The organism is Pseudomonas sp. ACN5 (assembly GCF_002303975.1).
Lineage (GTDB): Bacteria > Pseudomonadota > Gammaproteobacteria > Pseudomonadales > Pseudomonadaceae > Aquipseudomonas > Aquipseudomonas laurylsulfatiphila.
In genome coordinates this window covers 49,469-76,125 of record NZ_MRCP01000023.1, presented here as the reverse complement: position 1 = coordinate 76,125, position 26,657 = coordinate 49,469, and the positions used below count along the sequence as shown (strand labels likewise).

Annotated in this window: 22 protein-coding genes and 3 pseudogenes; 15 read left to right on the top strand and 10 right to left on the bottom strand. The window is 61.2% G+C overall.

Annotated features, from left to right (window positions below; genetic code table 11):
* Window positions 1–7: 7 nt before the first annotated feature.
* The 6 genes and pseudogenes from BSF40_RS29230 to gap all read right to left on the bottom strand — a co-directional run bounded on the left by BSF40_RS29230 (window position 8) and on the right by gap (window position 5,617).
* Entirely contained in the window at window positions 8–1,357 is a 1,350-nt protein-coding gene (locus tag BSF40_RS29230; protein ID WP_095967943.1) for a CoA transferase, read from the bottom strand.
* A 170-nt stretch (window positions 1,358–1,527) separates the two neighbouring features.
* Window positions 1,528–2,055 (bottom strand): annotated as a pseudogene (locus tag BSF40_RS33655) (methyl-accepting chemotaxis protein); the annotation flags it as partial.
* Window positions 2,056–2,433: 378 nt separating this feature from the next.
* Window positions 2,434–3,402, bottom strand: a pseudogene (locus BSF40_RS33650) (chemotaxis protein); the annotation flags it as partial.
* 465 nt (window positions 3,403–3,867) lie between these two features.
* Window positions 3,868–3,999: pseudogene (locus BSF40_RS32525) on the bottom strand (DUF454 domain-containing protein); the annotation flags it as partial.
* Between the two features lie 2 nt (window positions 4,000–4,001).
* On the bottom strand, window positions 4,002–4,466 hold the full coding sequence (locus BSF40_RS29220; RefSeq protein WP_095967941.1) for a methylglyoxal synthase: 465 nt from the start codon (window positions 4,464–4,466) through the stop codon (window positions 4,002–4,004).
* Window positions 4,467–4,615: 149 nt separating this feature from the next.
* Window positions 4,616–5,617: a type I glyceraldehyde-3-phosphate dehydrogenase gene (gap, locus tag BSF40_RS29215; RefSeq protein ID WP_007974423.1), complete on the bottom strand. Its 1,002-nt coding sequence runs from the start codon at window positions 5,615–5,617 to the stop codon at window positions 4,616–4,618.
* Window positions 5,618–5,837: 220 nt separating this feature from the next.
* On the opposite strand from gap, the gene edd reads away from it, so the two are divergent.
* The 11 genes from edd (at window position 5,838) to BSF40_RS29160 (ending at window position 19,546) form a co-directional block, all read left to right on the top strand.
* On the top strand, window positions 5,838–7,664 hold the full coding sequence (gene edd / locus BSF40_RS29210; RefSeq protein ID WP_095967940.1) for a phosphogluconate dehydratase: 1,827 nt from the start codon (window positions 5,838–5,840) through the stop codon (window positions 7,662–7,664).
* Entirely contained in the window at window positions 7,661–8,620 is a 960-nt protein-coding gene (locus tag BSF40_RS29205; RefSeq protein ID WP_095967939.1) for a glucokinase, read from the top strand. Before edd ends, BSF40_RS29205 begins: the two co-directional genes overlap by 4 nt.
* Window positions 8,621–8,799: 179 nt before the next feature.
* Window positions 8,800–9,531, top strand: a complete 732-nt coding sequence (locus tag BSF40_RS29200; protein WP_015096574.1) for a response regulator — start codon at window positions 8,800–8,802, stop codon at window positions 9,529–9,531.
* 31 nt (window positions 9,532–9,562) lie between these two features.
* Complete coding sequence (locus BSF40_RS29195) at window positions 9,563–10,990, top strand: ATP-binding protein (RefSeq protein ID WP_218195159.1); 1,428 nt, start codon at window positions 9,563–9,565, stop codon at window positions 10,988–10,990.
* Window positions 10,991–11,211: 221 nt separating this feature from the next.
* Window positions 11,212–12,471, top strand: coding sequence for an AGE family epimerase/isomerase (locus tag BSF40_RS29190; protein ID WP_095967937.1), 1,260 nt, complete (start codon window positions 11,212–11,214; stop codon window positions 12,469–12,471).
* Window positions 12,472–12,588: 117 nt separating this feature from the next.
* Window positions 12,589–13,887 (top strand): ABC transporter substrate-binding protein, encoded by a 1,299-nt coding sequence (locus BSF40_RS29185; RefSeq protein WP_015096571.1) that lies wholly within the window; start codon window positions 12,589–12,591, stop codon window positions 13,885–13,887.
* Between the two features lie 201 nt (window positions 13,888–14,088).
* Window positions 14,089–14,997 carry a carbohydrate ABC transporter permease gene (locus BSF40_RS29180; RefSeq protein ID WP_095967936.1) on the top strand — a complete coding sequence of 303 codons (909 nt, stop codon included), beginning with the start codon at window positions 14,089–14,091 and terminating at the stop codon, window positions 14,995–14,997.
* The gene (locus BSF40_RS29175; protein ID WP_095967935.1) at window positions 14,990–15,835 is read left to right on the top strand and encodes a carbohydrate ABC transporter permease; all 846 of its coding nucleotides are present in this window, start codon (window positions 14,990–14,992) and stop codon (window positions 15,833–15,835) included. Before BSF40_RS29180 ends, BSF40_RS29175 begins: the two co-directional genes overlap by 8 nt.
* Before the next feature lie 4 nt (window positions 15,836–15,839).
* Complete coding sequence (locus BSF40_RS29170) at window positions 15,840–17,000, top strand: ABC transporter ATP-binding protein (protein ID WP_095967934.1); 1,161 nt, start codon at window positions 15,840–15,842, stop codon at window positions 16,998–17,000.
* A gap of 206 nt (window positions 17,001–17,206) precedes the next feature.
* Window positions 17,207–18,553 (top strand): carbohydrate porin, encoded by a 1,347-nt coding sequence (locus BSF40_RS29165; RefSeq protein ID WP_095967933.1) that lies wholly within the window; start codon window positions 17,207–17,209, stop codon window positions 18,551–18,553.
* A gap of 114 nt (window positions 18,554–18,667) precedes the next feature.
* A complete protein-coding gene (locus BSF40_RS29160; protein ID WP_095967932.1) occupies window positions 18,668–19,546 on the top strand; it encodes a D-hexose-6-phosphate mutarotase in 879 nt (292 codons plus the stop codon).
* 108 nt (window positions 19,547–19,654) lie between these two features.
* Here the strand turns inward: BSF40_RS29160 and BSF40_RS29155 are convergent, their stop codons facing one another.
* On the bottom strand, window positions 19,655–20,515 hold the full coding sequence (locus tag BSF40_RS29155) for a MurR/RpiR family transcriptional regulator (protein WP_170948639.1): 861 nt from the start codon (window positions 20,513–20,515) through the stop codon (window positions 19,655–19,657).
* 228 nt (window positions 20,516–20,743) lie between these two features.
* Between BSF40_RS29155 and zwf the strand changes: the two genes are divergently transcribed.
* Genes zwf through BSF40_RS29140 form a run of 3 tightly spaced genes read left to right on the top strand, consistent with a single transcriptional unit; the run spans window position 20,744 to window position 23,596 of the window.
* Complete coding sequence (gene zwf / locus BSF40_RS29150; protein WP_015096567.1) at window positions 20,744–22,213, top strand: glucose-6-phosphate dehydrogenase; 1,470 nt, start codon at window positions 20,744–20,746, stop codon at window positions 22,211–22,213.
* Window positions 22,200–22,913, top strand: a complete 714-nt coding sequence (gene pgl / locus BSF40_RS29145) for a 6-phosphogluconolactonase (protein WP_095967931.1) — start codon at window positions 22,200–22,202, stop codon at window positions 22,911–22,913. The genes zwf and pgl overlap by 14 nt, the downstream gene beginning before the upstream one ends.
* 17 nt (window positions 22,914–22,930) lie before the next feature.
* Window positions 22,931–23,596: a bifunctional 4-hydroxy-2-oxoglutarate aldolase/2-dehydro-3-deoxy-phosphogluconate aldolase gene (locus tag BSF40_RS29140; RefSeq protein WP_015096565.1), complete on the top strand. Its 666-nt coding sequence runs from the start codon at window positions 22,931–22,933 to the stop codon at window positions 23,594–23,596.
* 314 nt (window positions 23,597–23,910) lie between these two features.
* Here the strand turns inward: BSF40_RS29140 and BSF40_RS29135 are convergent, their stop codons facing one another.
* Both BSF40_RS29135 and BSF40_RS29130 read right to left on the bottom strand, forming a co-directional pair.
* Entirely contained in the window at window positions 23,911–25,092 is a 1,182-nt protein-coding gene (locus tag BSF40_RS29135) for an aminotransferase class V-fold PLP-dependent enzyme (protein WP_095967930.1), read from the bottom strand.
* A 20-nt stretch (window positions 25,093–25,112) separates the two neighbouring features.
* Entirely contained in the window at window positions 25,113–25,349 is a 237-nt protein-coding gene (locus tag BSF40_RS29130; protein ID WP_003227425.1) for a DUF3820 family protein, read from the bottom strand.
* 202 nt (window positions 25,350–25,551) lie between these two features.
* Between BSF40_RS29130 and BSF40_RS29125 the strand changes: the two genes are divergently transcribed.
* Window positions 25,552–26,019 (top strand): PA2169 family four-helix-bundle protein, encoded by a 468-nt coding sequence (locus tag BSF40_RS29125; protein ID WP_095967929.1) that lies wholly within the window; start codon window positions 25,552–25,554, stop codon window positions 26,017–26,019.
* Between the two features lie 125 nt (window positions 26,020–26,144).
* Here the strand turns inward: BSF40_RS29125 and BSF40_RS29120 are convergent, their stop codons facing one another.
* Window positions 26,145–26,615 carry a MaoC family dehydratase gene (locus BSF40_RS29120; protein WP_095967928.1) on the bottom strand — a complete coding sequence of 157 codons (471 nt, stop codon included), beginning with the start codon at window positions 26,613–26,615 and terminating at the stop codon, window positions 26,145–26,147.
* Window positions 26,616–26,657 lie beyond the last annotated feature (42 nt).

The window sequence follows — 26,657 nt, the reverse complement described above, 5'->3', positions numbered from 1 at the left end:
CTGACGGTCACCACCACTGCGCGGGATGTGAACCCAGTTCTGTTGCCGGCAGCGCCCATTGCAACGGCGTCTCCGTGATCTTCAGCGGCACCTGCAACCGATGCGCCGGCCCCCAGGGTGTCTGCTCCACGATCATCCCCTGATCCTGCACATCTTCCGCGCGCAACGACTCATCCGGGCCGGCCCCCTGCTCGATCAACAACTTCGCGGTGCGCGCCAACGACAATCGCGCCGAGCCGCCAGTACCGCCGCTCAACCGTTGCGCCAACAACCTGATCGCACTGGCCGCCATCAAATACCCGGTGGCGTGATCGAGTGCCTGCACCGGCAATGGCGTCGGTTTGTTTGCCGACTTCCAGCGCATGCCCGCTTCGGCGATGCCACTGCTCATCTGTACCAGGCTGTCGAAGCCCCGGCGATTTTGCCAGGGGCCACTCCAGCCATAGGCGTTGAGGCAAACATCAATCAGGCCGGGGTTCAGTTGCCGGCGTTGATTCATGCCCAAGCCAAGTCGCTCCAACGCATCGGCACGATAGCCGTGGAGCAGGATGTCGGCGTCCTTGAGCAGGGATTCGAATACGCCGCGGTCGGACTTGTCGTTCAGATCAAGACGCGCGCAACGTTTTCCCAGCGTGACTTCCGGCACCACTCCCGGCTCGTTCCAGGTCGGCGGATCGATGCGCAGGACATCGGCGCCCAGGCCTGCCAGAAAGCGGCTGGCGATGGGACCTGCCAGTACCCGGGTCAAGTCCAGCACCTTGATGCCGGCCAGTGGTCGAGCCACTGAACCTGTCCACGGTTTGTGACTCTGGCTTGGGTGGTTGGCGAACAGAACCAAGGGTTCGGCATTGACCGCCTGGCCTTGAGGATGGACCTGCCATTGATCCCAGGTGCGCATTTCGGCGGCACAACCACCGGCATCGACCACCGCCTGTTCCAGCTCGCTTTTCGCCCATTGCGCTACTTTGTCGGCCATCGCCGGGCGGTCGGCACAGGCACCGAGCACGCGTTCGGCAGCGGCGCGGTGATGGGGCGCATTGGTGTGCAGGCGAATCCAGCCGTCGCGGGTGGCGTAGTCACCGGCGACCGGGTCCCACAGCGGTGGAACGCTCCAGCCTATGGGGCGAATCGAGGTCGCGAACCAGAAGGACGCCAGTCGTCGGTCAACCTCAAGGTCGGGCCGGCGTCCGGTCTGTTGGAGCAGCAGTTCGCTGGCGGCCTGGCCGGCGGCGGCGATGCTCGCGCAAGCCAGTTCGGTGACGGCAAATGCCGAGGGCAGGGCGCCGGTAGATGTGAATGGAATCGGGGTGTGAGGCAAACCGAGTGCGGCTTGAATGGACGTAAGCAGATCAGTCATCGAAGGCCCTCCGGAGCGAGAGCCAGATCTTAGATCAAATCAGGTGACAAGCCAGATGAAACCTGTGGGAGCGGGCTTGCTCGCGAATACGATCCATCATTCAACGATGATGGTGACTGATACACCGCATTCGCGAGCAAGCCCGCTCCCACAGTTTCCGGTGGTGCTGCTTACACCCGAAACTGATCCATCAACTTCATCTGGTGTGTGGTCAGGGTGTTGAGCTGGCTGCTGATCTGCGCCGACTCGGTGGCCTGGCCGGTCAGGGTTTCGGTGACGGTGCGGATCGCCGAGACATTGCGGTTGACCTCTTCGGCGACGGCGCTTTGCTGCTCGGCGGCGCTGGCGATTTGCAGGTTCATGTCGCTGATCACGGTGACCGCGTCGCTGATTTTGCTCAGGGCCTGGACCGCCTGCTGGATCTGCCCGGCATTGCTGTGGGCCTGGGTCTGGCTCGAGTGCATGGTGGCGACCACGCCACGGGTACCGGACTGGATGCGTTCGATCACCAGGCGAATTTCCTCCACCGAATCCTGGGTGCGTTTGGCCAGGTTGCGCACTTCATCGGCGACCACCGCAAAGCCGCGACCGCTTTCGCCGGCACGGGCCGCTTCAATCGCCGCGTTGAGGGCCAGCAGGTTGGTTTGTTCGGCGATGCTGCGGATCACTTCCAGCACCGAGCCGATCTGTTCGCTGTTCACCGCCAAGGCTTCGACTTCGGTCACGGCCTTGCTGACTTCGTCGGCCAGTTGATTGATGTCGCGGGTGCTGCGCTCGATGATTGACATGCCGTCGCGCGCCGACTGATCGGCACCCTTGGCGGCGTTGGCCGCGTTCGAGGCACTGTTGGCGACATCGTGGGCCGTGGCGCTCATCTCGTTGGACGCGGTGGCGACCTGGTCGATTTCGCGGAACTGCACCTGCATGCCTTCACTGGTCTGGCGGGCGATTTCCGAAGACTGGTCGGCCGTGCCACGGGCATCGGTGATGCTTTGCTTGATCTGCGCGATGGTCGGTTGCAGCTTGTCGAGGAAGCGGTTGAACCAGCTCACCAGTTCGCCCAGTTCGTCCTGCTTGCTGTAGTGCAGGCGCTGGGTCAGGTCACCGTCGCCACTGGCAATCGCCTTGAGCATTTGCGCCACGCTGTTGATCGGTCGGGTCACGCCGGACGCGGTGAGCCACATCAGCAGCAGGCCGATCACACCGGCAATCACCGCCACCGACAAGGCCTTGATCGTGCCGCTTTGCTGGGCATCGTCGAGTACCGCTTGCAGCTTCACCGAGTCGGCCAGCAGCACTTGTTTGGGCAAGTCGATCACCACGGCCCAGGCCTTGGCATCGGCAATCGGGCTGACCGGGTACACCGCACGGATCAGGTCGCCCTGCTGGAGAATCTTCGGCGCACCGCTGCCAAGCAGTTGCAGGATGTCCTTGCCGTCGGCACCCAGGGTGTCGCCGATGCTCTTGCCGACTTTTGCTGCATCGACGCTGTAGGCGGCCAGCACGCCAGTACCGGAGACAATCAGCATGTGCCCGGCGCTGTTGAACAGTTCACGCTGAGAGTCGACCGCCGCCGCTTGCAGGGCGTCGAGGGCGATGTCGATACCGACCACACCGATGGACTTGCCGTCCACCAGCAGCGGTACGGAAATGGTGGTCATCAACACTTCCTTGCCGCCGACAGTATCGGCGTAGGGGTCGAGCAGGCAGATGCGCTTGTTGTCCCGAGGGCAGGTGTACCAGACGTTGTACGGCGTGCCGCTGAGGTTCAGGGTGGTTTTGGTCATGTCCTCTTCGACCATGATCGTGTTCAGCGACTCACCCCCGGCACGGCTCCAGTAGGTGGCGAAACGCCCGGCCTCGTTGGATTGACGGGCGGCGTCGTTGGCGAATTCGCTGTCCTTGCCGTCCAGGCCGTTGGGTTCGAAGGCCAGCCAGATACCCAGCACTTTGCCGTTGCGTTCGAAGGCGGTTTTCAGGCTCTGGTTCAACTCTTCACGCAAGGCGCCGGGCTCGAGCGAACGCTTGGCGGCCAGGTTGCGCATGTCCTGGATCTGGTCCGCCAGGGCGGTCACCACCGTCAGGGTTTCACCGAACGTCTTCTGCACCCGCACCGCCTGCTCGGCGGCCTTGGCCTGGAGCAGGTCCTGCACACTGGCGGTGAGCATTCTGCTGCTGGAATCGTTGACCAGGTCATCGTTCTGATCGGTCTGGTAGATGTTCATGCCCACTATCAGGGCGACTACCCCCAGCAGGCACAGACCGGACAGCAGGACGATTTTCAGGCGGATGGACAGTGAGTCGAACATAGGGCGAACTCGCGAATGGATGAAGTGTTGGCTGTGAGCCGTTGCGGCTCACTCGCTAAATCCATTTAGCGCCGATCAATGCACATCGGCGTGAAGGCCAGGTTACATGAATGGGCTGCCGACGAACGGTAGTGGTTGAACGTTTGCGCAGAAAAATGTGCCGAAAACGGGGGTAAAAAGAGGAAAAAACGCGGGGTGAATTCAGGAGGGTTGCGGCAGCGATTCCGGCCGTGACCCGATCCACAGGTTGCCCAGCCCCATCCCGGCAATCGCCAGGTAGGTCGGCCAGTCGTGTTCGAGTGTCAACAGCATCAGACCGGCACATAACTGAAGCTTTACGCGCGACCCTGCAAATAGCTCGCGTAATCGGGAATCCGATGGGGATGCGCCTGGTCCATCAACGGGCTGCTGAGCAGGTAGTCGGCGCTGCATTCGTTGCACGCCACCGGGATGTTCCACACGGCCGCGACCCGCAGCAATGCCTTGATATCCGGGTCGTGGGGTTGTGGCTCGAACGGGTCCCAGAAAAACACCAGCATGTCGACCCGCTGCTCGGCGATTTGCGCACCGAGCTGTTGATCGCCACCCAGCGGACCACTGATCATGCTCTCCACGGGCAGGTCGAGGCGTTGTTGCAACAACAACCCCGTGGTGCCGGTTGCAACCAGATCATGCCGGGCCAGCTTGCCTTTCTGCCGTTCGGCCCAGTCCAGCAAGAACGCCTTGCAGTGGTCATGGGCAACCAGGGCGATACGCTTGCGCGCCGCCATGGTCTTTTGCGTAAAGCTGATGCCGATCATGGATTGTTGCTCCAGACATGACACGCAACTTGTAGGAGCGAGCCTGCTCGCGATGGACTGTAGAACCCCGCGGGGCATCAGGTTCCCCGCGTTATCGTTAACGACCATCGCGAGCAAGCTCGCTCCTACAAAGAAGGGGGGCGTGCTGCTTATTCTGCGTTGCACAGCGCCAGGCAGTTATCGAGCATGCGGTTGGAGAAGCCCCATTCGTTGTCGTACCAGGCCAACACCTTGAGCAGCTTGCCGCTGGACTTGGTGTGGTTGGCGTCGAAGATCGACGACAGGGGGTTGTGGTTGAAGTCGCTGGAGACCAGCGGCAGGGTGTTGTACCCAAGGATTTTCGAGTGCTGGCTGGCCTCTTTCATCAACGCATTGACCTCATCGGCCGACGCTTCACGCTTGAGCTGCACGGTCAGGTCCACCAGCGACACATTGATCACCGGGACGCGCACCGACATGCCGGTCAATTTGCCCGCCAGTTCCGGCAGCACCAGGCCCACCGCTTCAGCAGCACCGGTCTTGCTCGGGATCATGTTCTGGGTGGCCGAGCGGGCGCGGTACGGATCGACGTGATAGACGTCGGTCAGGTGCTGGTCGTTGGTGTAGGCATGAATGGTGGTCATCAGACCGCTTTCGATGCCCAGCTCGCGGTGCAGCACCTGGGCCACCGGGGCCAGGCAGTTGGTGGTGCACGATGCATTGGAGATGATCTGGTGCGATTGGCGCAGAATGTCGTGGTTGACCCCGTAAACGACGGTGGCATCGGCGCCTTTGGCCGGGGCCGAGATAATCACTTTGCGCGCGCCGGCCGTAATATGCGCGGCGGCTTTGGCCCGGTCGGTGAACAGGCCGGTGCATTCGAATACCACATCAATCTTTTCCGCGGCCCAGGGCAGGTCGGCCGGGTTGCGGATGGCACTGACCGAAATGCGGTCGCCATTGACCGTCAGGCTCTCCTGGTCGTGCTGGACATCGGCATCGAACGTGCCGTGAACGGTGTCGTACTTGAGTAGATGAGCATTGATCGCGCTGTCGCCCAGGTCGTTGATGGCGACGATCTGCAGATCCTGACGGTAGCCCTGGGTATAGAGTGCGCGCAGGACATTACGGCCGATGCGGCCAAAACCATTGATTGCGATTCGAAGAGTCATAGTGCGGCGCTACCGTCGTTTTGTTGTTGGAATTACAAGATTATTCGCAAAAAAATAGAAAACAAGCCTTTTTGATGGCAATATTTTGTTCAATCTACAACGAGTGACCTGAATCAACTGGTCCAACCGATCAAGAAAACCGTCTGTCATCCCATCGACACCGGCCTTTGATCAGCATAGACAATCAGGTCGCCACATCCGTTAGCCTGGAGTTCTACACATGCATCCCCGCGTCCTTGAGGTCACCGAACGGCTTATCGCCCGCAGTCGCGCCACGCGTGAGGCTTACCTTGCATTGATTCGCGGTGCGGCCAGCGACGGGCCAATGCGCGGCAAGCTGCAATGCGCCAACTTCGCCCATGGCGTGGCCGGTTGCGGCAGCGACGACAAGCACAGCCTGCGGATGATGAACGCCGCGAACATCGCGATTGTTTCGTCATATAACGACATGCTCTCGGCGCACCAGCCGTACGAGGTCTTTCCCGAACTGATCAAGAAAGCCCTGCGCGAAATCGGCTCCGTCGGCCAGTTCGCCGGAGGCACACCGGCCATGTGCGATGGCGTGACCCAGGGCGAACCGGGCATGGAGCTGAGCCTGCCGAGTCGCGAAGTGATCGCGCTGTCCACCGCCGTGGCGCTGTCCCACAACATGTTCGACGGCGCGCTGCTGCTCGGCATCTGCGACAAGATCGTGCCGGGCCTGATGATGGGCGCGCTGCGCTTCGGCCATCTGCCGATGATCTTCGTGCCGGGCGGGCCGATGGTCTCGGGCATTTCCAACAAGCAGAAAGCCGACGTGCGGCAGAAATACGCCGAAGGCAAGGCGACCCGCGAAGAGCTGCTGGAATCGGAGATGAAGTCCTACCACAGCCCTGGCACCTGCACCTTCTACGGCACCGCCAACACCAACCAGTTGCTGATGGAAGTCATGGGCCTGCACTTGCCGGGTGCGTCCTTCGTCAATCCGAACACGCCGCTGCGTGACGCCCTGACCCGCGAAGCCGCGCATCAGGTCACGCGCCTGACCAAGCAGAACGGCGACTTCATGCCGATCGGCGAAATCGTCGACGAGCGTTCGCTGGTCAACTCGATTGTCGCGCTGCACGCCACCGGCGGCTCGACCAACCACACCCTGCACATGCCGGCTATCGCCATGGCGGCGGGCATTCAACTGACCTGGCAGGACATGGCCGACCTCTCCGAGGTGGTGCCGACCCTGAGCCACGTCTACCCGAACGGTAAAGCCGACATCAACCACTTCCAGGCTGCGGGCGGCATGTCGTTCCTGATCCGCGAACTGCTGGAAGCCGGGCTGCTCCACGAAAACGTCAACACCGTGATGGGTCATGGCCTGAGCCGCTATACCCAGGAGCCGTTCCTCGACAACGGCGAGCTGGTGTGGCGCGAAGGCGTGACCGACAGCCTCGACGAAACCATCCTGCGGCCGGTGGCCCGCGCGTTCTCTGCCGAAGGTGGCCTGCGGGTGATGGAAGGCAACCTCGGTCGCGGGGTGATGAAAGTCTCCGCCGTCGCCGTGGAAAACCAGATCGTCGAGGCGCCGGCCATGGTGTTCCAGGATCAGCAGGACCTGGCCGATGCGTTCAAGGCCGGCTTGCTGGAGAAGGATTTTGTCGCGGTGATGCGCTTCCAGGGGCCGCGCTCCAACGGCATGCCCGAACTGCACAAGATGACGCCGTTCCTCGGCGTGTTGCAGGACCGCGGCTTCAAGGTGGCGCTGGTGACTGACGGACGCATGTCCGGTGCATCGGGGAAAATTCCGGCGGCCATTCACGTCAGCCCCGAAGCTTATGTCGGCGGCGCTTTGGCGCGGGTGCAAGAGGGCGATATCATCCGCGTCGATGGCGTCAAAGGCACCCTGGAGCTTAAGGTGGACGCCGAAGAATTTGCAGCGCGCACACCGGCCAAGGGCCTGTTGGGCAACAACATCGGCACCGGTCGCGAACTGTTTGGTTTCATGCGCATGGCCTTCAGCTCGGCGGAGCAGGGCGCCAGCGCCTTTACTTCTGCCCTGGAGACGCTTAATTGAAACTGGCTTTGGTCGGTGACATCGGTGGGACCAACGCACGTTTCGCGTTGTGGAAAAACCAGCAGCTGGAATCGGTCCAGGTGCTGGCAACGGCGGACTTCCCCAGCCCGGAAGAAGCGATCAGCCTCTACCTCAACGGTATGGGGCTGGCGCCGGGTTCGATCGGTTCGGTGTGCCTGTCGGTGGCCGGTCCCGTCAGTGGCGATGAGTTCAAGTTCACCAACAATCACTGGCGTCTGAGCCGCAAGGGCTTCTGCCAGACCTTGCAGGTGGATCAACTGTTGCTGGTCAACGACTTCTCGGCCATGGCCCTGGGCATGACCCGTTTGCAGCCCGGCGAATTCCGCGTGGTCTGCGAAGGCACGCCGGAGCCGTTGCGCCCGGCCGTGGTGATTGGCCCGGGCACCGGCCTGGGCGTCGGCACCTTGCTCGATCTGGGCGAGGGCCGGTTTGCGGCGTTGCCAGGGGAGGGCGGCCATGTCGACCTGCCACTGAGCAGCCCGCGTGAAACCCAACTGTGGCAGCACATCTTCAACGAGATCGGCCACGTCAGCGCTGAAACCGCGTTGAGTGGCGGCGGCTTGCCCCGCGTCTACCGGGCGATCTGCGCGGTGGATGGGCACACGCCGGTGCTCGACACGCCGGAAGCCATCACCGCCGCCGGGCTGGCGGGCGACCCGATTGCCGTGGAAGTGCTTGAGCAGTTCTGCTGCTGGCTCGGTCGCGTGGCGGGCAACAATGTGCTGACCACCGGTGGGCGCGGTGGCGTGTACATCGTTGGCGGGGTGATTCCGCGGTTTGCCGATTTCTTCCTCGAAAGCGGTTTCTCCCGCTGCTTCGCCGACAAGGGTTGCATGAGCGATTACTTCAAGGGGATTCCGGTGTGGCTGGTGACGGCGCCGTATTCGGGTCTCGTCGGTGCCGGTGTAGCGCTGGAGCAATCTATTCCGGTTTGAAAATGCGATCAAAATGTGGGAGCGGGCTTGCTCGCGAATGCGGACTGACATTCAACATTGATGTCGACTGATATGCCGCCTTCGCGAGCAAGCCCGCTCCCACAGTTGTTTCTGTGGTGTTTGCAGTTTCGGTGCTTAAGGCATAATCCGCCCAATTCCAATATCAAGGACGCCGCCCCGTGAGCTCAGTCAACAAGTCGATTTTGTTGGTCGATGACGATCAAGAGATACGCGAGTTGCTGGACACCTACCTGACTCGCGCCGGGTTTCAGGTGCGTGCCACTGCCGATGGCGCCGGGTTTCGCCAGGCGCTGAACGAGGCGCCGGCCGACCTGGTGATCCTTGACGTGATGCTGCCCGACGAAGACGGCTTCAGCCTGTGTCGCTGGATTCGCCAGCATCCGCGCCAGGCGCAGGTGCCGATCATCATGCTCACCGCCAGTTCCGACGAAGCCGACCGTGTCATCGGCCTGGAACTGGGCGCCGACGATTACCTCGGCAAGCCGTTCAGCCCACGGGAATTGCAGGCGCGGATCAAGGCGTTGCTGCGCCGCGCGCAGTTCGGTCAGGAACGGAGCGGCGGTGAGGTGTTGGCCTTCGATGACTGGCGCCTGGACATGGTCAGCCATCGGTTGTTTCACATCGATGGCGAAGAGGTGATTCTCTCGGGTGCCGACTTCGCACTGCTGAAACTGTTCCTCGACCATCCGCAGGAAATCCTCGACCGCGACACCATCGGCAACGCGACCCGTGGCCGTGAACTGATGCCGCTGGATCGCATCGTCGACATGGCGGTCAGCCGGTTGCGCCAGCGCCTGCGCGACACGGAAAAACCGCCACGGTTGATCCGCACCGTGCGCGGCAGCGGCTACCAACTGGCGGCCAATGTGGTTGCCGGCAATGGCCACTGAGATGTTGCGCAAGCTCGCCGCCAGGGTGCCGATGCCGCGTTCGCTGCTCGGGCGGATGTTGCTGTTGACCTTGTTGGCCGTGCTGTTCGCCCAGGCGCTGTCGAGCGTGATCTGGGTGTCGCAGCTGCGCGCCACGCAGCTCGAGGGCCTGGTCACCAGCGCCCGCAGCCTGGCCCATTCGATGACGGCCAGTGTCAGTTATTTCCGTTCGTTGCCGGTGGCGTTTCGGCCTCTGGTGCTCGATCAGTTGCGCAGCATGGGCGGCACCCGGTTCGTGGTCACGCTCAACGACAAACCCCTGGGCATGGAAGTGCTGCCCATCACCCCGCGCAAAGAGGCGGTGCTCAAGGCGGTGGACGAGGTGTTGCGCCAGTCCCTCGGCCAGGACACGGACATCTCGGTGACCTTCGTCAGCCCGGAAGACCTGCGCATCTTCAATGGCGGCCTGAAACTCGATGAGTTGCCACGCTCCTGGGCGCACTACGCCTTGACCCTGGAACCGGTGAACCCGCCGGTGTTGGTCACGCAGATCCAGATGGCACCGGGCGAATGGCTGTACATCGCCTCGCTGCTGCCCGAGCCCTACACCAGTCTTGAAGAGCAGGGCCTGCCGGCGCAGCAGGTGTGGTTCATCGTCCTGACCAGCGGCTTTCTGCTGTTGTTCATCGGTCTGCTGGTGCACTGGCAGAGTCGGCCGCTCAAGCGCCTGGCGCGGGCCGCGCGCGATCTGTCGCTGGGTGCCGACGTGGAGCCGGTGGCCGAGGGCGGTGGCAGTGAAGTGGTCGAGGTCGGGCGCGCCTTCAACACCATGCGCGAGCGCATCAGCCGTTACCTGACCGAGCGCAGCCAGTTGTTCAGCGCGATATCCCACGACCTGCGCACGCCGATCACCCGGTTGCGCCTGCGCGTTGAATTGCTCGAAGACGAAACGCTGCAAGCCAAGTTCGGGCGCGATCTGGACGAGCTCGAATTGCTGGTCAAGGGCGCGCTGCAATGTGTGAAGGACACCGACATCCACGAGAACATCGAGCCGGTGGACCTCAACCATGTGCTCGACTGTCTGGTGGAACCGTACCTGGCGCCCAACGGCAATGGTCGCGTGACCCAGCAGGGGCGGGCGTTGGCGGCGTATCCGGGCAAACCCCTGGCGCTCAAGCGCTGCATCGGCAACCTGATCGACAATGCGTTGAAGTACGGGCAGAACGCGCATCTGCACATCGATGACGATGACCGCGCGTTCATCCTGCATGTCGATGATGAAGGGCCTGGCGTGCCGGAGCAGCGGCTGGAGCAGGTGTTCGAACCGCATTTCCGTCTGGCCGGGCAGCAGCAGGGTTATGGCTTGGGGTTGGGGATTGCCCGCAACATTGCCCATAGCCATGGCGGCGAGGTCAGCTTGCAGAACCTGCGTGAAGGCGGGTTGCGGGTGACCCTGCAATTGCCTCGCTCAGTGGAATGACTCCGACCCTGTGGCGAGGGAGCTTGCTCCCGCTGGGGCGCGAAGCGCCCCCAAAAAAGGGACTGCTGCGCAGTCCAGCGGGAGCAAGCTCCCTCGCCACAAAAAATCACTCAATTTGGAAATGTCACAAGTCAGTGACATAACCCACCCCCTTCGTTACAAGCCCGCCGCCTTGCGTTGTTTATGCTGTCCCACAGTCATAACAACAAAAAAGGTACGCCATGGACACCCTCCAACCCGCCTTCAGCAGTTGGCTGATCGCACCTGCCCATCAGCAATGGCTCGCCGCCGAAGGCCTGCGCCTGTTGAGCTTTGCCAAGGCTTCCAGGCTCCCTGAAGGCTTCGGCAACCTCGATGAAAAGGGTCGCCTCCCGGCCGATGCGCAAGCCCATACCATGAATACCGCTCGCATGACCCACAGCTTCGCCATGGCCCATATCCAGGGCTTGCCGGGCTTTGCCGAGCTGGTCGATCACGGCGTCACAGCACTGCGCGGGCCACTGCGCGATGCGGTTCACGGCGGCTGGTTCGCCACTGCCGAACATCGCGACGGCAACACCGGCAAGAACGCCTACCTGCATGCTTTCGTCGCGCTGGCCGCCAGTTCGGCGGTGGTCGCACAGCGTCCCGGTGCGCAAGCCTTGCTCGATGATGCCATCGACATCATCGACACCTGGTTCTGGAGTGAAGAAGAAGGCGCGATGCGCGAGTCCTTCAATCGCGACTGGAGTGAAGAGGAAGCCTATCGCGGCGCCAACAGCAACATGCACGCCACCGAAGCCTTCCTCGCCCTGGCCGATGTCACGCAAGACAAACGCTGGTTGTGCCGCGCCCAGCGCATCGTCGAACGCGTGATCCATGGTCACGCCGCTGCCAACGATTACCTGGTGATCGAGCATTTCGACCGCCACTGGCAGCCACTGCGGGGTTACAACCGTGACAATCCGGCGGACGGTTTTCGCCCCTACGGCACCACCCCGGGCCACGGTTTCGAGTGGGCGCGGCTGTTGCTGCATCTCGAAGCTTCGCGGGTGAGCGCGGGGATGCTCACGCCGGGCTGGCTGGTCACCGACGCGCAAAAACTCTTCGAACACAACTGTCGTCACGGCTGGAGCATCGATGGCGCGCCGGGGATTGTCTACACCCTGGACTGGGACAACAAAGCGGTGGTCCGCCATCGCCTGCACTGGACCCATTGCGAAGCCAGTGCCGCCGCCAGTGCACTGATCAAACGCACGGGTGAAGTGCAGTACGAGCAGTGGTACCGCCTGTTCTGGGAATTCTGTGACAGTCATTTCATCGACCGCTGTGATGGCAGTTGGTATCACGAACTCGATCCGCAAAACCGCCCGAGTGCCGACATCTGGCCCGGCAAGCCCGACCTTTACCATGCCTGGCAAGCCGTGCTGATTCCTCGCCTGGCGCTGGCGCCGAGCATGGCCACGGCGCTGGCGCAGTTGTCCCAGAGCGGTTCTATGTAACCATGCGGTGACATTCGCGCATCCCTTCGTTACCTGCGAGGGGATATCCCCTGTTTAGAATCTTATGCAGCGCAAGCAACAGACTTGCATGCATAACAACAAGAAAGGTGCTCCTAGATGAATGCGATTTCTCGCCTCGCTACTGTCATTTCTCTCGCTTCCCTGTCTGCGCTCCCCCTCAGTGTCCTGGCCGCCGAATCCAAAGGTTCCGTTGAAGTCGTTCACTGGTGGACCTCCGGTGGTGAAAAAGCAGCGGTCGATGTCCTGAAGGCTCAAGTCGAGAAAGACGGCTTCACCTGGAAGGACGGCGCAGTCGCCGGTGGCGGCGGTTCCACAGCCATGACCGTACTCAAGAGTCGCGCCGTAGCCGGCAACCCGCCAGGCGTTGCGCAGATCAAGGGTCCGGACATCCAGGAGTGGGGCAGCACCGGCCTGCTCAGCACCGACGCGTTGAAAGACGTTTCCAAGGCGGAAAACTGGGATGGCCTGCTGTCGAAGAAAGTCTCCGACACCGTGAAGTACGAAGGTGATTACGTTGCCGTGCCGGTGAATATCCACCGCGTCAACTGGCTGTGGATCAACCCGCAAGTGTTCAAGAAAGCCGGGATCGAAAAAGCCCCGACCACCCTCGAAGAATTCTATGCCGCCGGCGACAAGCTCAAAGCCGCAGGCTTCATTGCGCTCGCCCACGGCGGTCAGCCTTGGCAGGACAGCACCGTGTTTGAAGACGTGGTGCTCTCGGTCATGGGCGTCGACGGCTACAAGAAAGCCCTGGTCGACCTGGATCAGAAAACCCTGTCCGGCCCGGAAATGACCCAGTCGTTCGCCGAGCTGAAAAAGATCACCACCTACATGGACCCGAACCGCGCCGGTCGTGACTGGAACATCGCTGCCGCTGAAGTCATCAACGGCAAGGCCGGCATGCAGATGATGGGCGACTGGGCGAAAAGCGAGTGGACGGCGGCCGGGAAAGTCGCGGGCAAGGACTACCTGTGCGTAGCGTTCCCGGGCACTGAAAAGGCCTTCACCTACAACATCGACTCCCTGGCCGTGTTCAAGCTCAAGGCTGATCGCAAGGGTGACATCGCTGCCCAGCAAGACCTGGCCAAGGTCGCCTTGGGCACCGACTTCCAGAAAGTCTTCAGCATGAACAAGGGTTCGATCCCGGTGCGTAACGACATGCTGGGCGAAATGGACAAGCTCGGCTTCGACGAGTGCGCCCAGAAGTCGGCGAAGGACTTCATTGCGGACGACAAGACTGGCGGCCTGCAACCGAGCATGGCGCACAACATGGCCACCTCCCTGGCCGTGCAGGGCGCGATCTTCGACGTGGTCACCAACTTCATGAACGACAAGAACGCTGACCCGGCCAAGGCCAGCGCCCAACTGGCTTCGGCTGTCAAAGCCGCCCAGTAACTCGTAATCGCCGCAGGTAATTCTGCGGCAAACCCCAGAGAGAGCTCCGCCCCAATTGTAGGAGCGAGCTTGCTCGCGATGGACTACCAGACACCGCGCTCATCCAGACAGAACCCGGTGTTCTTGATTCCATCGCGAGCAAGCTCGCTCCTACAGGGGGGAACTCTGTCCGGATTTCACTTCTCCACCTGGATTATCCCGATGAGCTCTGTGGCGGTTTTCAGCAAAGCCTCACCGTTCGATGCGCTGCAACGCTGGCTACCCAAACTGGTACTCGCGCCGAGCATGCTGATCGTGTTGGTTGGCTTCTACGGTTACATCATCTGGACGTTCATTCTGTCCTTCACTAACTCCAGCTTCATGCCGAGCTACAAGTGGGTCGGTCTGCAGCAATACATGCGCCTGATGGACAACGACCGCTGGTGGGTCGCGAGCAAGAACCTCGCGGTGTTCGGCGGCATGTTCATCGGCATCAGCCTGGTGCTGGGCGTGTTCCTCGCCGTGCTGCTGGACCAGCGCATTCGCAAGGAAGGCTTCATCCGCACCGTCTACCTGTACCCGATGGCGCTGTCGATGATCGTCACCGGTACCGCCTGGAAATGGCTGCTCAACCCTGGCCTGGGCATGGACAAGATGCTGCGTGACTGGGGCTGGGAAGGCTTCCGTCTCGACTGGCTGGTGGATCAGGATCGCGTGGTCTACTGCCTGGTGATCGCCGCCGTGTGGCAAGCCTCCGGGTTTGTCATGGCGATGTTCCTGGCCGGCCTGCGCGGTGTCGATCAGTCGATCATCCGCGCCGCGCAAGTCGACGGGGCGAGTCTGCCGACCATCTACCTGAAGATCGTCCTGCCGAGCCTGCGTCCGGTGTTCTTCAGTGCCTTCATGATCCTGGCGCACATCGCGATCAAGAGCTTCGACCTGGTCGCGGCGATGACCGCGGGCGGCCCGGGTTATTCATCCGACCTGCCGGCGATGTTCATGTATTCCTTCACCTTCAGCCGTGGCCAGATGGGCATCGGTTCGGCCAGCGCCATGCTGATGCTGGGTGCCGTGCTGACCATCCTCGTGCCGTACCTGTACTCCGAGCTGCGAGGCAAACGCCATGACTAATCAACTCGGAAAATCGGGCATCAGTTTCAGCCGTATCGCGATCTACGCCACCCTGCTGTTGGCAGCGGCGGTGTACCTGATCCCGCTGGTGGTGATGCTGCTGACCAGCTTCAAATCCCCGGAAGACATCCGCACCGGCAACCTGCTGAGCTGGCCGACCGTGATCGACGGCATCGGCTGGGTCAAGGCCTGGGACGTGGTCGGCGGCTACTTCTGGAACTCGGTGAAGATCACCGTGCCGGCGGTGCTGATCTCGACCTTCATCGGCGCGATGAACGGCTACGTGCTGTCGATGTGGCGCTTCCGTGGCTCGCAGTTGTTCTTCGGCCTGTTGCTGTTCGGCTGCTTCCTGCCGTTCCAGACCGTGCTGCTGCCGGCCTCGTTCACTCTCGGCAAATTCGGCCTGGCCAACACCACCACCGGCCTGGTGCTGGTGCACGTGGTCTACGGCCTGGCGTTCACCACGCTGTTCTTCCGCAACTACTACGTGAGCATTCCGGATGCGTTGGTCAAGGCCGCAAGGCTCGATGGCGCAGGCTTCTTCACGATCTTCCTGAAAATCCTGCTGCCGATGTCGATCCCGATCGTGATGGTCTGCCTGATCTGGCAGTTCACCCAGATCTGGAACGACTTCCTGTTCGGCGTGGTCTTCGCCAGCGGCGATGCCCAGCCAATTACCGTGGCCCTGAACAACCTGGTCAACACCAGCACCGGGGCCAAGGAATACAACGTTGATATGGCCGCCGCGATGATCGCCGGGCTGCCGACACTGCTGGTCTACATATTCGCTGGCAAGTATTTCCTGCGTGGGCTGACGTCCGGCGCGGTCAAGGGGTAGAAAGATGGCAACTCTCGAATTACGCAACGTCAACAAGACCTACGGCCCCGGCTTGCCGGACACCCTGAAAAACATCGAACTGAAAATCGATGACGGTGAGTTCCTGATCCTGGTCGGCCCGTCGGGCTGCGGTAAATCCACGCTGATGAACTGCATCGCCGGGCTGGAAACCATCAGTGGCGGCGCGATCCTGGTGGATGACGCCGACATCAGTGGCATGAGCCCCAAGGATCGTGACATCGCCATGGTGTTCCAGTCCTACGCGCTGTACCCGACCATGAGCGTGCGCGACAACATCGCCTTCGGCCTGAAGATCCGCAAAATGCCGACCGCGGAAATCGACGAAGAAGTTGCTCGGGTTTCCAAGCTGTTGCAGATCGAACACCTGCTCAGCCGCAAGCCCGGCCAGCTCTCCGGTGGTCAACAACAGCGTGTGGCGATGGGCCGTGCCCTGGCGCGGCGGCCGAAGATTTACCTGTTCGACGAGCCGCTGTCCAACCTCGACGCCAAGCTGCGGGTCGAGATGCGCACCGAAATGAAACTGATGCACCAGCGCCTGAAAACCACCACGGTCTACGTGACCCACGACCAGATCGAAGCCATGACCCTGGGCGATAAGGTGGCGGTAATGAAGGACGGGATCATCCAGCAGTTCGGTACACCGAAGGACATCTACAACAACCCGGCCAACCTCTTCGTGGCGAGCTTCATCGGTTCGCCGCCGATGAACTTCATTCCGCTGCGCCTGCAGCGCAAGGACGGTCGCCTGCTGGCGCTGCTCGACAGCGGCCAGGCCCGTTGCGAGCTGCCGCTGGGCATGCAGGACGCAGGTCTCGAAGATCGCGAAGTGATCCTCGGCATGCGCCCTGAACAGATCATTCTGGCCAACGGTGAAGCGAACGGTTTGCCGACCATTCGTGCCGAAGTCCAGGTCACCGAACCGACCGGGCCGGACACCCTGGTCTTCGTCAACCTCAACGACACCAAGGTCTGCTGCCGCCTGGCGCCGGACGTGGCACCGGCGGTGGGGGAGACCCTGACCCTGCAATTCGATCCGGCGAAAGTGCTGCTGTTCGATGCGAAAACGGGTGAGCGACTGGGGGTCGCAGGCGTGCCGAAAACCGAAGCGCACAGCGCCAACGTTGCCCAATTCAAAGGCCGCTGAAGAACAAACCTGTAGGAGCGAGCCTGCTCGCGATGGACGTCAACGATGACACTGGAAACCTGACACCCCACGGTGTTCTCAGGTTTCTCGCGAGCAAGCTCGCTCCTACAGGGGGGGATTCGCAATGCGCGGCCTGTCGCGCATTGCACCGGATGTAACCGCGTTAAAAAAAGAAAAGTTAATAACAATAAAACGAGGAAGTAGGGATGAAGATGAAGAACAAGGCCCGGTTGATCTGCCAGGTTTCAGCAGCGGCAGCACTGGTTCTGGCCGGCAATGCGATGGCCGATGAAGCGTTCAGCTCCGACTCCAGGTGGATGACGGGCGATTGGGGTGGCGAGCGTACCAGGCTGATCGAGCAAGGCATCGACATCAAGATGGACTACGTCGGTGAAGTCGGCGGCAACCTGCATGGCGGCTTCAACGATGACAAGACCGCGCGCTACGCCGACCAGTTTGGCCTGGGCGCGGCGCTGGACCTGGAAAAACTGTTCGGCTGGGACAACACCCAGGCCAAGATCCAGCTCACCAACCGTAACGGCGAGAACATCTCCAACGACCGTATCGGCGACCCGCGTGCCGGCACCTTGAGTTCCTCCCAGGAAGTCTACGGTCGTGGCCACATGGTGCGTCTGACCCAGTTGTGGATTCAGCACCAGTTCTTCGACAACAAGCTGGACGTCAAGGCCGGTTACTTCGGTGAAGGTGAAGACTTCAACACCTTCCCGTGCGAATTCCAGAACCTGGCGTTCTGCGGATCCCAGGTCGGTAACTGGGCCACCAACATCTGGTACAACTGGCCGGTCAGCCAGGCGGCGATCCGCGTGAAGTACCACATCAATGACGAGCTCTACGCCCAGATCGGCGCGTACAACCAGAACACGTCGCAACTGGAGCACGGTAACGGCTTCAAGCTCAGCGGCAGTGGCACCAATGGCACCGTCCTGCCGGTCGAGCTGGTCTGGTCGCCGAAGGTCAACAACCTGCCGGGCGAATACCGTGTCGGTTACTACAAAAGTACCGCCAATGCCGACGACGTTCTCAAGGACGACAACGGCCAGGATGCCGCGACCACCGGCAACCCTTATCGCGTCCACGATAGCAAGCACGGCTACTGGTTCGTCGCGCAGCAGCAACTCACCAGCCACAATGGCGATGCATCCCGTGGTCTGAACATCGCGGCCAACGCCACCTTCCACGACAAGGACACCAACTTCATCGACAACTACCAGTCGCTGATGTTCGTGTACAAGGGCCCGTTCGACGCGCGTCCCAAGGATGACGTGGGCATCGGTTTCGCCCGTATCCATGTCAACGATGACGTGAAGAAAAACGCTGAACTGACCAACGTGGCCAACGGTGTTTTGGAATACGACAATCCGCTGTTTTCGCCCATTCGTGAAACCGAATACAACTACGAGATCAACTACGGCTTCCACGTGACCAACTGGCTGACCGTACGTCCCAACTTGCAATACGTCACTCACCCGGGTGGTGTGGATGAAGTCGACAACGCGCTGGTGGCCGGCCTGAAAATTCAGTCGGTGTTCTAACGCGTCTGCGATAAGCTTCCCTCCATGTGCGCATATTTGCGGACAGCCATGGCTGTCCGCTTTTTTTTGCGGGCCGCGCACCCCGGTGACAGATGATTTTCAGGACCGTGGCACATGCTTGAGCATCCGCTACAACGCTTCTTCAAATCCTTGCGCGAACGTCCGGTGTTCGCGTGGGAGCGCTATCAGATGCGCGACGTGCTGGTGATCGATCATCCGCTGTGTCAGGCGGTGTTCAGTCGGCAGGGCGCGCAGTTGCTGCACTTCCAGCCCAAGGGGCAAAAGCCCTGGCTGTGGTGCGCGGCAAAGTGGCCGCAGGTCGGCGCCATTCGCGGTGGTGTGCCGGTGTGTTGGCCCTGGTATGGCCGGCATCCGAGCGAAAACGCCTGGCCGTCCCATGGCTGGGCGCGGCTGCTCGACTGGAAGCTGCTCGACAGCAACAGTGACGACGAAGGTGTGCGGTTGCACTGGCAGCTGAAGTTGTGCGACTGGCAGGTGGACCTGCACGCGCACCTGGGTGAACGCATGGACTTGCGCCTGAGCACCGAGCATCAGGACGACATGCCGTGCCAGATGAGCCAGGCTTTGCATGCTTACTGGCGTATTGGCGATGTCAGTGAGATAGCGCTGTCTGGGCTTGAAGGTGCGCAAGTTTATGACCAGTTGAGCCGACAGGTGTGTCAGCAGGAAGGCGAGTTGCGCGTGGACGGCGGTTGCCAGCGGGTGTTCCAGCATGATGGCGAATTACAGCTCAACGACCACGCCTGGCAGCGGGCGTTGTGCATCGACACGGGCGAAACGGCCGACACGGTGGTGTGGCATCCCGGTTCGCGGCCGTTGCTCGGCGTGACCTGGAACGAGATATCCGAATTCGTTTGCGTAGAGGCAGCAAGCGGGGGCACCGACAGCCTGTGTCTGAAACCTGGGGAGCGGGCGCATCTGAGTTTGCAGGCGCGGGTGGGGGGAGGAGTTCAGGATCTTGCGGTGTCTTGACTGGCCCCTTCGCGAGCAAGCCCGCTCCCACAGAGGGAATGCATTCCAAATGTGGGAGCGGGCTTGCTCGCGAAGGCGTCCTTTCAAGCAACCAAGATTCAGGATCGGTCAGTTGAACTCGTCACCCACCGGATACCGGCTGGCATTCAGGCTCTCCTTGATCTTGCGCAAATGCGGCTGGAAATCCACGCCCCGGCGCAACGTCATGCCAGTGGCGAGCACGTCCAGCACGGTCAGCTGGATGATCCGCGACGTCATCGGCATGTAGATGTCGGTGTCTTCCGGCAGCGGAATGTTCAGGCTCAGGGTGCTGGCCTTGGCCAGTGGCGAGTTCTCGGCGGTCAGGCCCAGCACCGAGGCGCCGTTTTCCCGGGCGATACGCGCCACTTCCACCAGTTCGCGGGTGCGCCCGGTGTAGGAAATGATCACGAACAGTTCGCCGGTATGGGCCACCGAGGCAATCATGCGCTGCATCAACACATCCGCGTGGGCCGTGACGGCGAGGTTGAAGCGGAAGAATTTGTGCTGCGCATCCAGTGCCACCGGGGCCGAGGCGCCGAGGCCGAAGAAGTGGATCTGCCGGGCCTGGATCAGCAGGTCGACGGCGCGGCTGATCAGGTTCGGGTCCAGTGCCTGGCAGGCGCTGTCCAGCGAGGCGATGGCGCTGCCGAAGATCTTCTGGGTATAGGCCTCCGGATTGTCATCGGCCTCCACCGCGCGGCTGACGTACGCGGCGCCACTGGCCAGGCTTTGGGCCAGCTGCAGCTTGAGCTCGGGGTAGCCGCTGACGCCGAACGAACGGCAGAAACGGTTGACCGTCGGTTCGCTGACCGAGGCGGCCTGGGCGAGGGCGGCGATGCTGAAGCGGGTGGCCTGCTGCGGGTTGAGCAGGATCACCTCGGCGACTTTGCGTTCGGCCTTGTTCAGCTCTTCAAGGCGATTCTGGATCTGCTCCAGTAAATTTCGCACGCGGTCCATATAAGTATCCTTGATTCACCGGCGCGGATAAGCGCGCGGCTAATGCAAAAAGGGCCTTTGGTGAGGCCCATGACGGTGGCCTATCCTACTGATGGCTCCGACCGACCACCACTCGGAATCTGTATTTTGCGAAAATGTTGTGGTTATTACTACATTTTCCCTTGAGTGATGCCTTGAAAAAAGGTATTTGTAGCTTAACTTGATAAAAGAACAAACATCATGCTCTCGATTACGGTTGAACCGTGCACCTTTGCCTTGTTCGGCGCCCTTGGCGATCTGGCCTTGCGCAAGCTGTTTCCTGCCCTTTATCAACTCGACGGCGCCGGCCTGTTGCACGAGGACACGCGAATCATCGCGCTGGCCCGTGAGCCGGGCAGCGAGCAGGAACACCTGACGTTCATCGCCTCCGAGCTGCGCCGCTATGTCGGTGCCAAAGAGCTGGACGAAGCCGTGGTCGAGCGTTTTCTGGCGCGCCTGAGCTACCTGCACGTCGATTTCCTCAAGTCCGAAGATTATGTGGCCCTGGCCGAGGTGGCCGGTACCACGCAACGGGTCATTGCCTACTTCGCCACGCCGGCCGCCGTCTACGGCGCGATCTGTGAGAACCTGGCCAAGGTCGGCCTGGTGCAAAACACCCGTGTGGTGCTGGAAAAGCCCATCGGTTCGGACCTTGAATCCTCGCGCAAGGTCAACGACGCCGTGGCGCAGTTCTTCCCGGAGAACCGCACCTACCGCATCGACCACTACCTGGGCAAAGAGACCGTCCAGAACCTGATCGCCCTGCGTTTCGCCAACAGCCTGTTCGAAACCCAGTGGAACCAGAACTACATCTCCCACGTGGAAATCACCGTGGCCGAGAAGGTCGGTATCGAAGGCCGCTGGGGGTACTTCGACAAGGCCGGCCAGCTGCGCGACATGATCCAGAACCACCTGCTGCAACTGCTCTGCCTGATCGCCATGGACCCGCCGGCCGACCTGTCCGCCGACAGCATCCGTGACGAGAAGGTCAAGGTGCTCAAGGCCCTGGCGCCGATCAGCCCGGAAGGCCTGACCACCCAGGTGGTGCGCGGCCAGTACATCGCCGGCTACAGCGAAGGCAAAGCGGTGCCGGGGTACCTGGAAGAACCCAATTCCAACACCCAGAGCGATACCGAGACCTTCGTCGCCCTGCGTGCCGACATCCGCAACTGGCGCTGGGCCGGCGTGCCGTTTTACCTGCGTACCGGCAAGCGCATGCCGCAGAAGCTGTCGCAGATCGTCATCCACTTCAAGGAACCGTCGCACTACATCTTCGCTCCCGAGCAGCGCCTGCAAATCAGCAACAAGCTGATTATCCGCCTGCAGCCGGACGAAGGCATTTCCTTGCGTGTGATGACCAAAGACCAAGGCCTGGACAAAGGCATGCAGCTGCGCAGCGGTCCGTTGCAGCTGAATTTTTCCGACACCTGGAGCAGCGCACGGATTCCCGATGCCTACGAGCGGTTGTTGCTGGAAGTAATGCGCGGCAATCAGAACCTGTTTGTCCGTAAAGATGAAATCGAAGCCGCGTGGAAGTGGTGTGACCAGTTGATCGCCGGGTGGAAAAAATCCGGTGATGCGCCCAAGCCGTACGCGGCCGGGTCCTGGGGGCCGATGAGCTCCATTGCTCTGATCACGCGGGACGGGAGGTCGTGGTATGGCGATATCTGATTTGAAACTGCCGCAGGGCGTCAGCGCCCATGGGTTCAAGAGCCCGGTGCTGCTGGCTGAAAGCCTGGCACTGAGTGTGGCGAAAAAGCTGAGCGACGCGATCGACGCCCAGGGCACTGCGACCCTGGTGGTCTCCGGTGGCCGTAGTCCGGTGGCGTTTTTCCAGCACCTGGCCAGGCAGTCCCTGGACTGGTCGAACGTGGTGGTCAGCCTGGCCGACGAGCGCTGGGTGCCGGTGGAGCACGCCGACAGCAACGCGGGCCTGATCAAGCGTTATCTGTTGCAAGGTCCGGCGGCCAAGGCGCAGTTCCTGAGCCTGTACAGCGCCAGCGCCAACCTTGAACAGGCGGCGGAGCAGGCCGACCGCTTGCTGTCCGAACTGCCGGTGATCGACGTGCTGATCCTCGGCATGGGCGATGACGGCCACACCGCGTCGCTGTTCCCCAACAGCCCGAACCTTGCCGAGGCATTGCAGGCCGATGGCGTCCGTCGTTGCTGGCCGATGCTGGCGCCGACCGTGCCGCATCAGCGCCTGACCATGAGCCGCGCGCTGCTGGCCTCGGCCAAACACAAGGTTCTATCGATTTCCGGTCAGTCCAAGCTGACCACCCTGAGTACCGCACTGGCCGGCGACGATGTCGCCGCAATGCCGGTGCGCGCATTTCTGCAACCCACGTTAGAGATTTTCTGGTGCCCATGAGCCAAGGAACAGCCGCTATGACAAACCCATCCCCGACCGTTTCCATGGCGGACAAAGTTGCCCTGATCGACAGCCTCTGCGCGAAAGCACGGATCCTGCCGGTGATCACCATCGCCCGCGAGCAGGACGTCCTGCCGCTGGCCGACGCGCTCGCGGCCGGTGGCCTGACAGCCCTGGAAGTGACCCTGCGTTCGCAATTCGGCCTCAAGGCCATCCAGATTCTGCGCGAGCAGCGTCCGGAACTGGTGACCGGTGCCGGCACCGTACTGGATCGCCACATGCTGGCGGCGGCGGAAGCGGCGGGTTCGCAGTTCATCGTCACGCCGGGCATCACCCGCGACTTGCTGGAAGCCAGTGTCGCCAGCCCGATCCCACTGTTGCCAGGCATCAGCAATGCCTCGGGCATCATGGAAGGCTACGGTCTGGGTTACCGCCGCTTCAAGCTGTTCCCGGCCGAAGTCAGCGGTGGCGTTGCGGCCATCAAGGCGTTGGGCGGCCCGTTCGGCGAAGTGAAATTCTGCCCGACCGGCGGCGTGGGACCTGCCAACATCAAGAGCTACATGGCGCTGAAAAACGTCATGTGCGTGGGCGGTAGCTGGATGCTTGATCCGGAGTGGATCAAGAACGGCGACTGGTCCCGCATTCAGGAATGCACCGCCGAGGCCCTGGCGCTGCTGGACTGATCGCTTCACCCTACACTTCGTTGTGTGTTCTACGGCTTTACGGTGCGCTTGGTCGGTGCACCGTTTTTTTTTGCCTGAAAAAAATGGCCTGGATCGGCTCATACCCCCTGTGGGAGCGAGCTTGCTCGCGATGACGGTGTGACAGTTTGCATGGGTGTTGAATGACACGACGCCATCGCTCCCACAGGTTCGGCGCTAACCCTTGTAGGAGCGAGCCTGCTCGCGAAAAACCCGAGGGCGACACTGGGCATCAGGTTTCACCCGTTATCGTTCACGACCATCGCGAGCAAGCTCGCTCCCACAATGGTGAGTGTTCAGCGCAGTTCTTTCAGCGCGATGATCAACTGCTGCATATGGTCGGCAGTGCTGGTCAATCCCGGTGTCACGCGGATGCACGGCCCGCAAGCCGCGCCACTGCGCACCACGGTGAACAGGTTGTAGTCGTTGAGCAGCCTTTCGACCATCACCTGTTGATCGGCCTGTTGGGTAAAGCGCATCGAGGTGATGCCGCAATACAGCCGTGGATCATCCGGGGTCAACACCTCGATGCCCGGAAGTTCGCGAACTTCGCGCACCCACAGGTTGCGCAGATAATTGAGCCGCGCGCCCTTGGCCGCGGCTCCTCCCATCGCCCAATGTTCTTCGAGCACCAGCGGCAAGGTCAGCAGCGCCGGGATGTTGGGGGTGCTGTACGAGGTTCGGGCGCGGGTGTCAGTGGGCGGGAAGTGCATCTCGCCCATGTCCGGGTCGATGTCGGCCAGGCGTTCGGGGGCGATGTAGATATAGCCAAGCGTCAGCGGTGCACCGATCCACTTGTGCAGGTTGTAGCCGGCGAAGGCGATGCCCAGTTCGCTCAGGTCAAACTCGAGTTGGCCGAGGGCATGGGCACCGTCGAGGATGACGTCAATCCCCTGTTCCTTCGCCGCGGCCGCAATCGCCTGCACCGGCATTACCAGGCCCGTGCGATGGGTGACGTGGGTCAGGGCCATCAACTTCAGCCTTGGGTGCCGTGCGAAGGTTTCGCGGTAGGTGTTCAGCAGACTGTCGAAGGTTGCCGGGTGTGCGTGTTCGATTTCGATCACTTCAACGCCGCGATTACGCGCCAGCCAGCGCATGGCGCCTTTGACCGTGTCGTATTCAAGATCGCAAACCAGTACCTGATCGCCGGGCTGCAGCCGGTTGTAGTTGCGGATCAGCGACTGCAAACCTTCCGACGCGTTGCGGGTCAGGGCGATGCTGTCGCCGGGGACGCCTGTCAACCTGGCCAGTTGCGCGCGGATCTTCAGGCTGTCGCCCTGTTCGAAGCGCTGGCGTACGTACACCGAATTGCTGCGATTGATCAGCTCGATGTTGCGTTGGTACTCCTCGACGACCGTGCGCGACATGCGTCCGAAGTAACCGTTCTCCAGGTTGAGCGGACCGGGTTCGACATCGTAGCGGTCGGCAAAGGTTTGCCAGAAGGCTTCATCACGGGCGCGGCGGGTGTTGTCAGGCATGAGGGTGCTCGGTAGGTGATTCAGTGACGCGGGGCCGGTTTGCCGTGTTTGGCGCGCAGCGGTTCGAGCAAGTCCGACAAACCGTTGTGATCGATTTCCTGCATCAGGGCCAGCAGGCCGCCCAATTCGCCGTGAGGGAAACCCTCCCGGGCGAACCAGTTCAGGTAAGGGCCGGGCAGGTCGGCAATGATTCGACCCTTGTATTTGCCGAAGGGCATTTCACGGGTGATCAGCAGTTCGAGCTTTTCAGGATTCATCGATCGGTCGTCTTGATTCAGTCAGTCTGGAAAATACAGGCATTCTGCATGCAGGCCAAATGACAGATCATGCAAATAAAGCGGATACAGATTTTTTGTTAACAGATAACTGTTTGAAAAATAACGATTAGTTAAGCGATTCCGAGCTGGCATGCAGGGTGCAGTACTCATTGCATCGTTCATCAACCGAAGGAATTGAAAAATGACTGACATGAATAAAGAAGCGATTTCTGTACTCAATGACCTGATTGAAACCAGCAAGGACGGTCAGGCCGGGTTCAAGACTTGCGCTGAAGACATCAAGCACCCCGAACTCAAAACCCTGTTTATCAAGCGTTCGACCGATTGTGCGACGGCTGCTGCTGAGTTGCAGTCCGCGGTGCGTTCGATGGGTGGCGATCCGGAAACTTCCACCAGCGTCAGCGGTGACCTGCACCGTCGCTGGGTCGACGTGAAGTCGATGTTCACCGGCAAAGGCGAGGAGGCCGTGCTCAATGAAGCCGAACGCGGTGAAGACCATGCGTTGAAGGCTTATCGGGATGCCATGGAGAAAATCAACAAGCACAACCTGGTGGGCATTCGTGACCTGGTTGAGCGCCAGTACCATGGTGCGCAACGCAATCACGATCAGGTCAAGGCCCTGCGTAACCAGGCACGTGCGCGTTCGTAAGCCTGGCCGAAACCACTGTGGGAGCGAGCTTGCTCGCGATGAGGGCCTGACATTCAACATTGATGTTGACTGATCTGGCGCTATCGCGAGCAAGCTCGCTCCCACATTGTTTTTTAACTGGTCAATCAGCCGATGCTGATCGCCGGCAGTTCCGTCAGTGTCACGCTCTGTTGCTTGCGTGGCGCGAGGATTTCCGCTTCGCCATCCACCACCAGTTCATCACGCTGATTGAACACACGAGTGGCAATGCGTACGCGAAACTTCGGCAGCTTTTCCAGAATTTCCAGGCGTACGGTCAGGGTGTCGCCGATCTTCACCGGTTTCTGAAAGCTCATTGTCTGGCCGATATAGATGGTCCCCGGCCCAGGCAATTCGCAGGCGACCGCCGCGCTGATCAACGCACCGCTGAACATGCCGTGGGCGATGCGCTCCTTGAACATGGTGCTGGCGGCGTATTCGGCATCCAGGTGCACCGGGTTGTGATCGCCGGACATCGCGGCGAACAACTGGATGTCACGCTCTTCGACCGTCTTGCTGAAGCTGGCGGTCTGGCCCACTTCGAGGGCTTCGTAAGGGGTGTTGGTAACCTGGGTCATCTGTCTCAATTCCTGTGACGAATTAAAAAATTCACAAAAAAA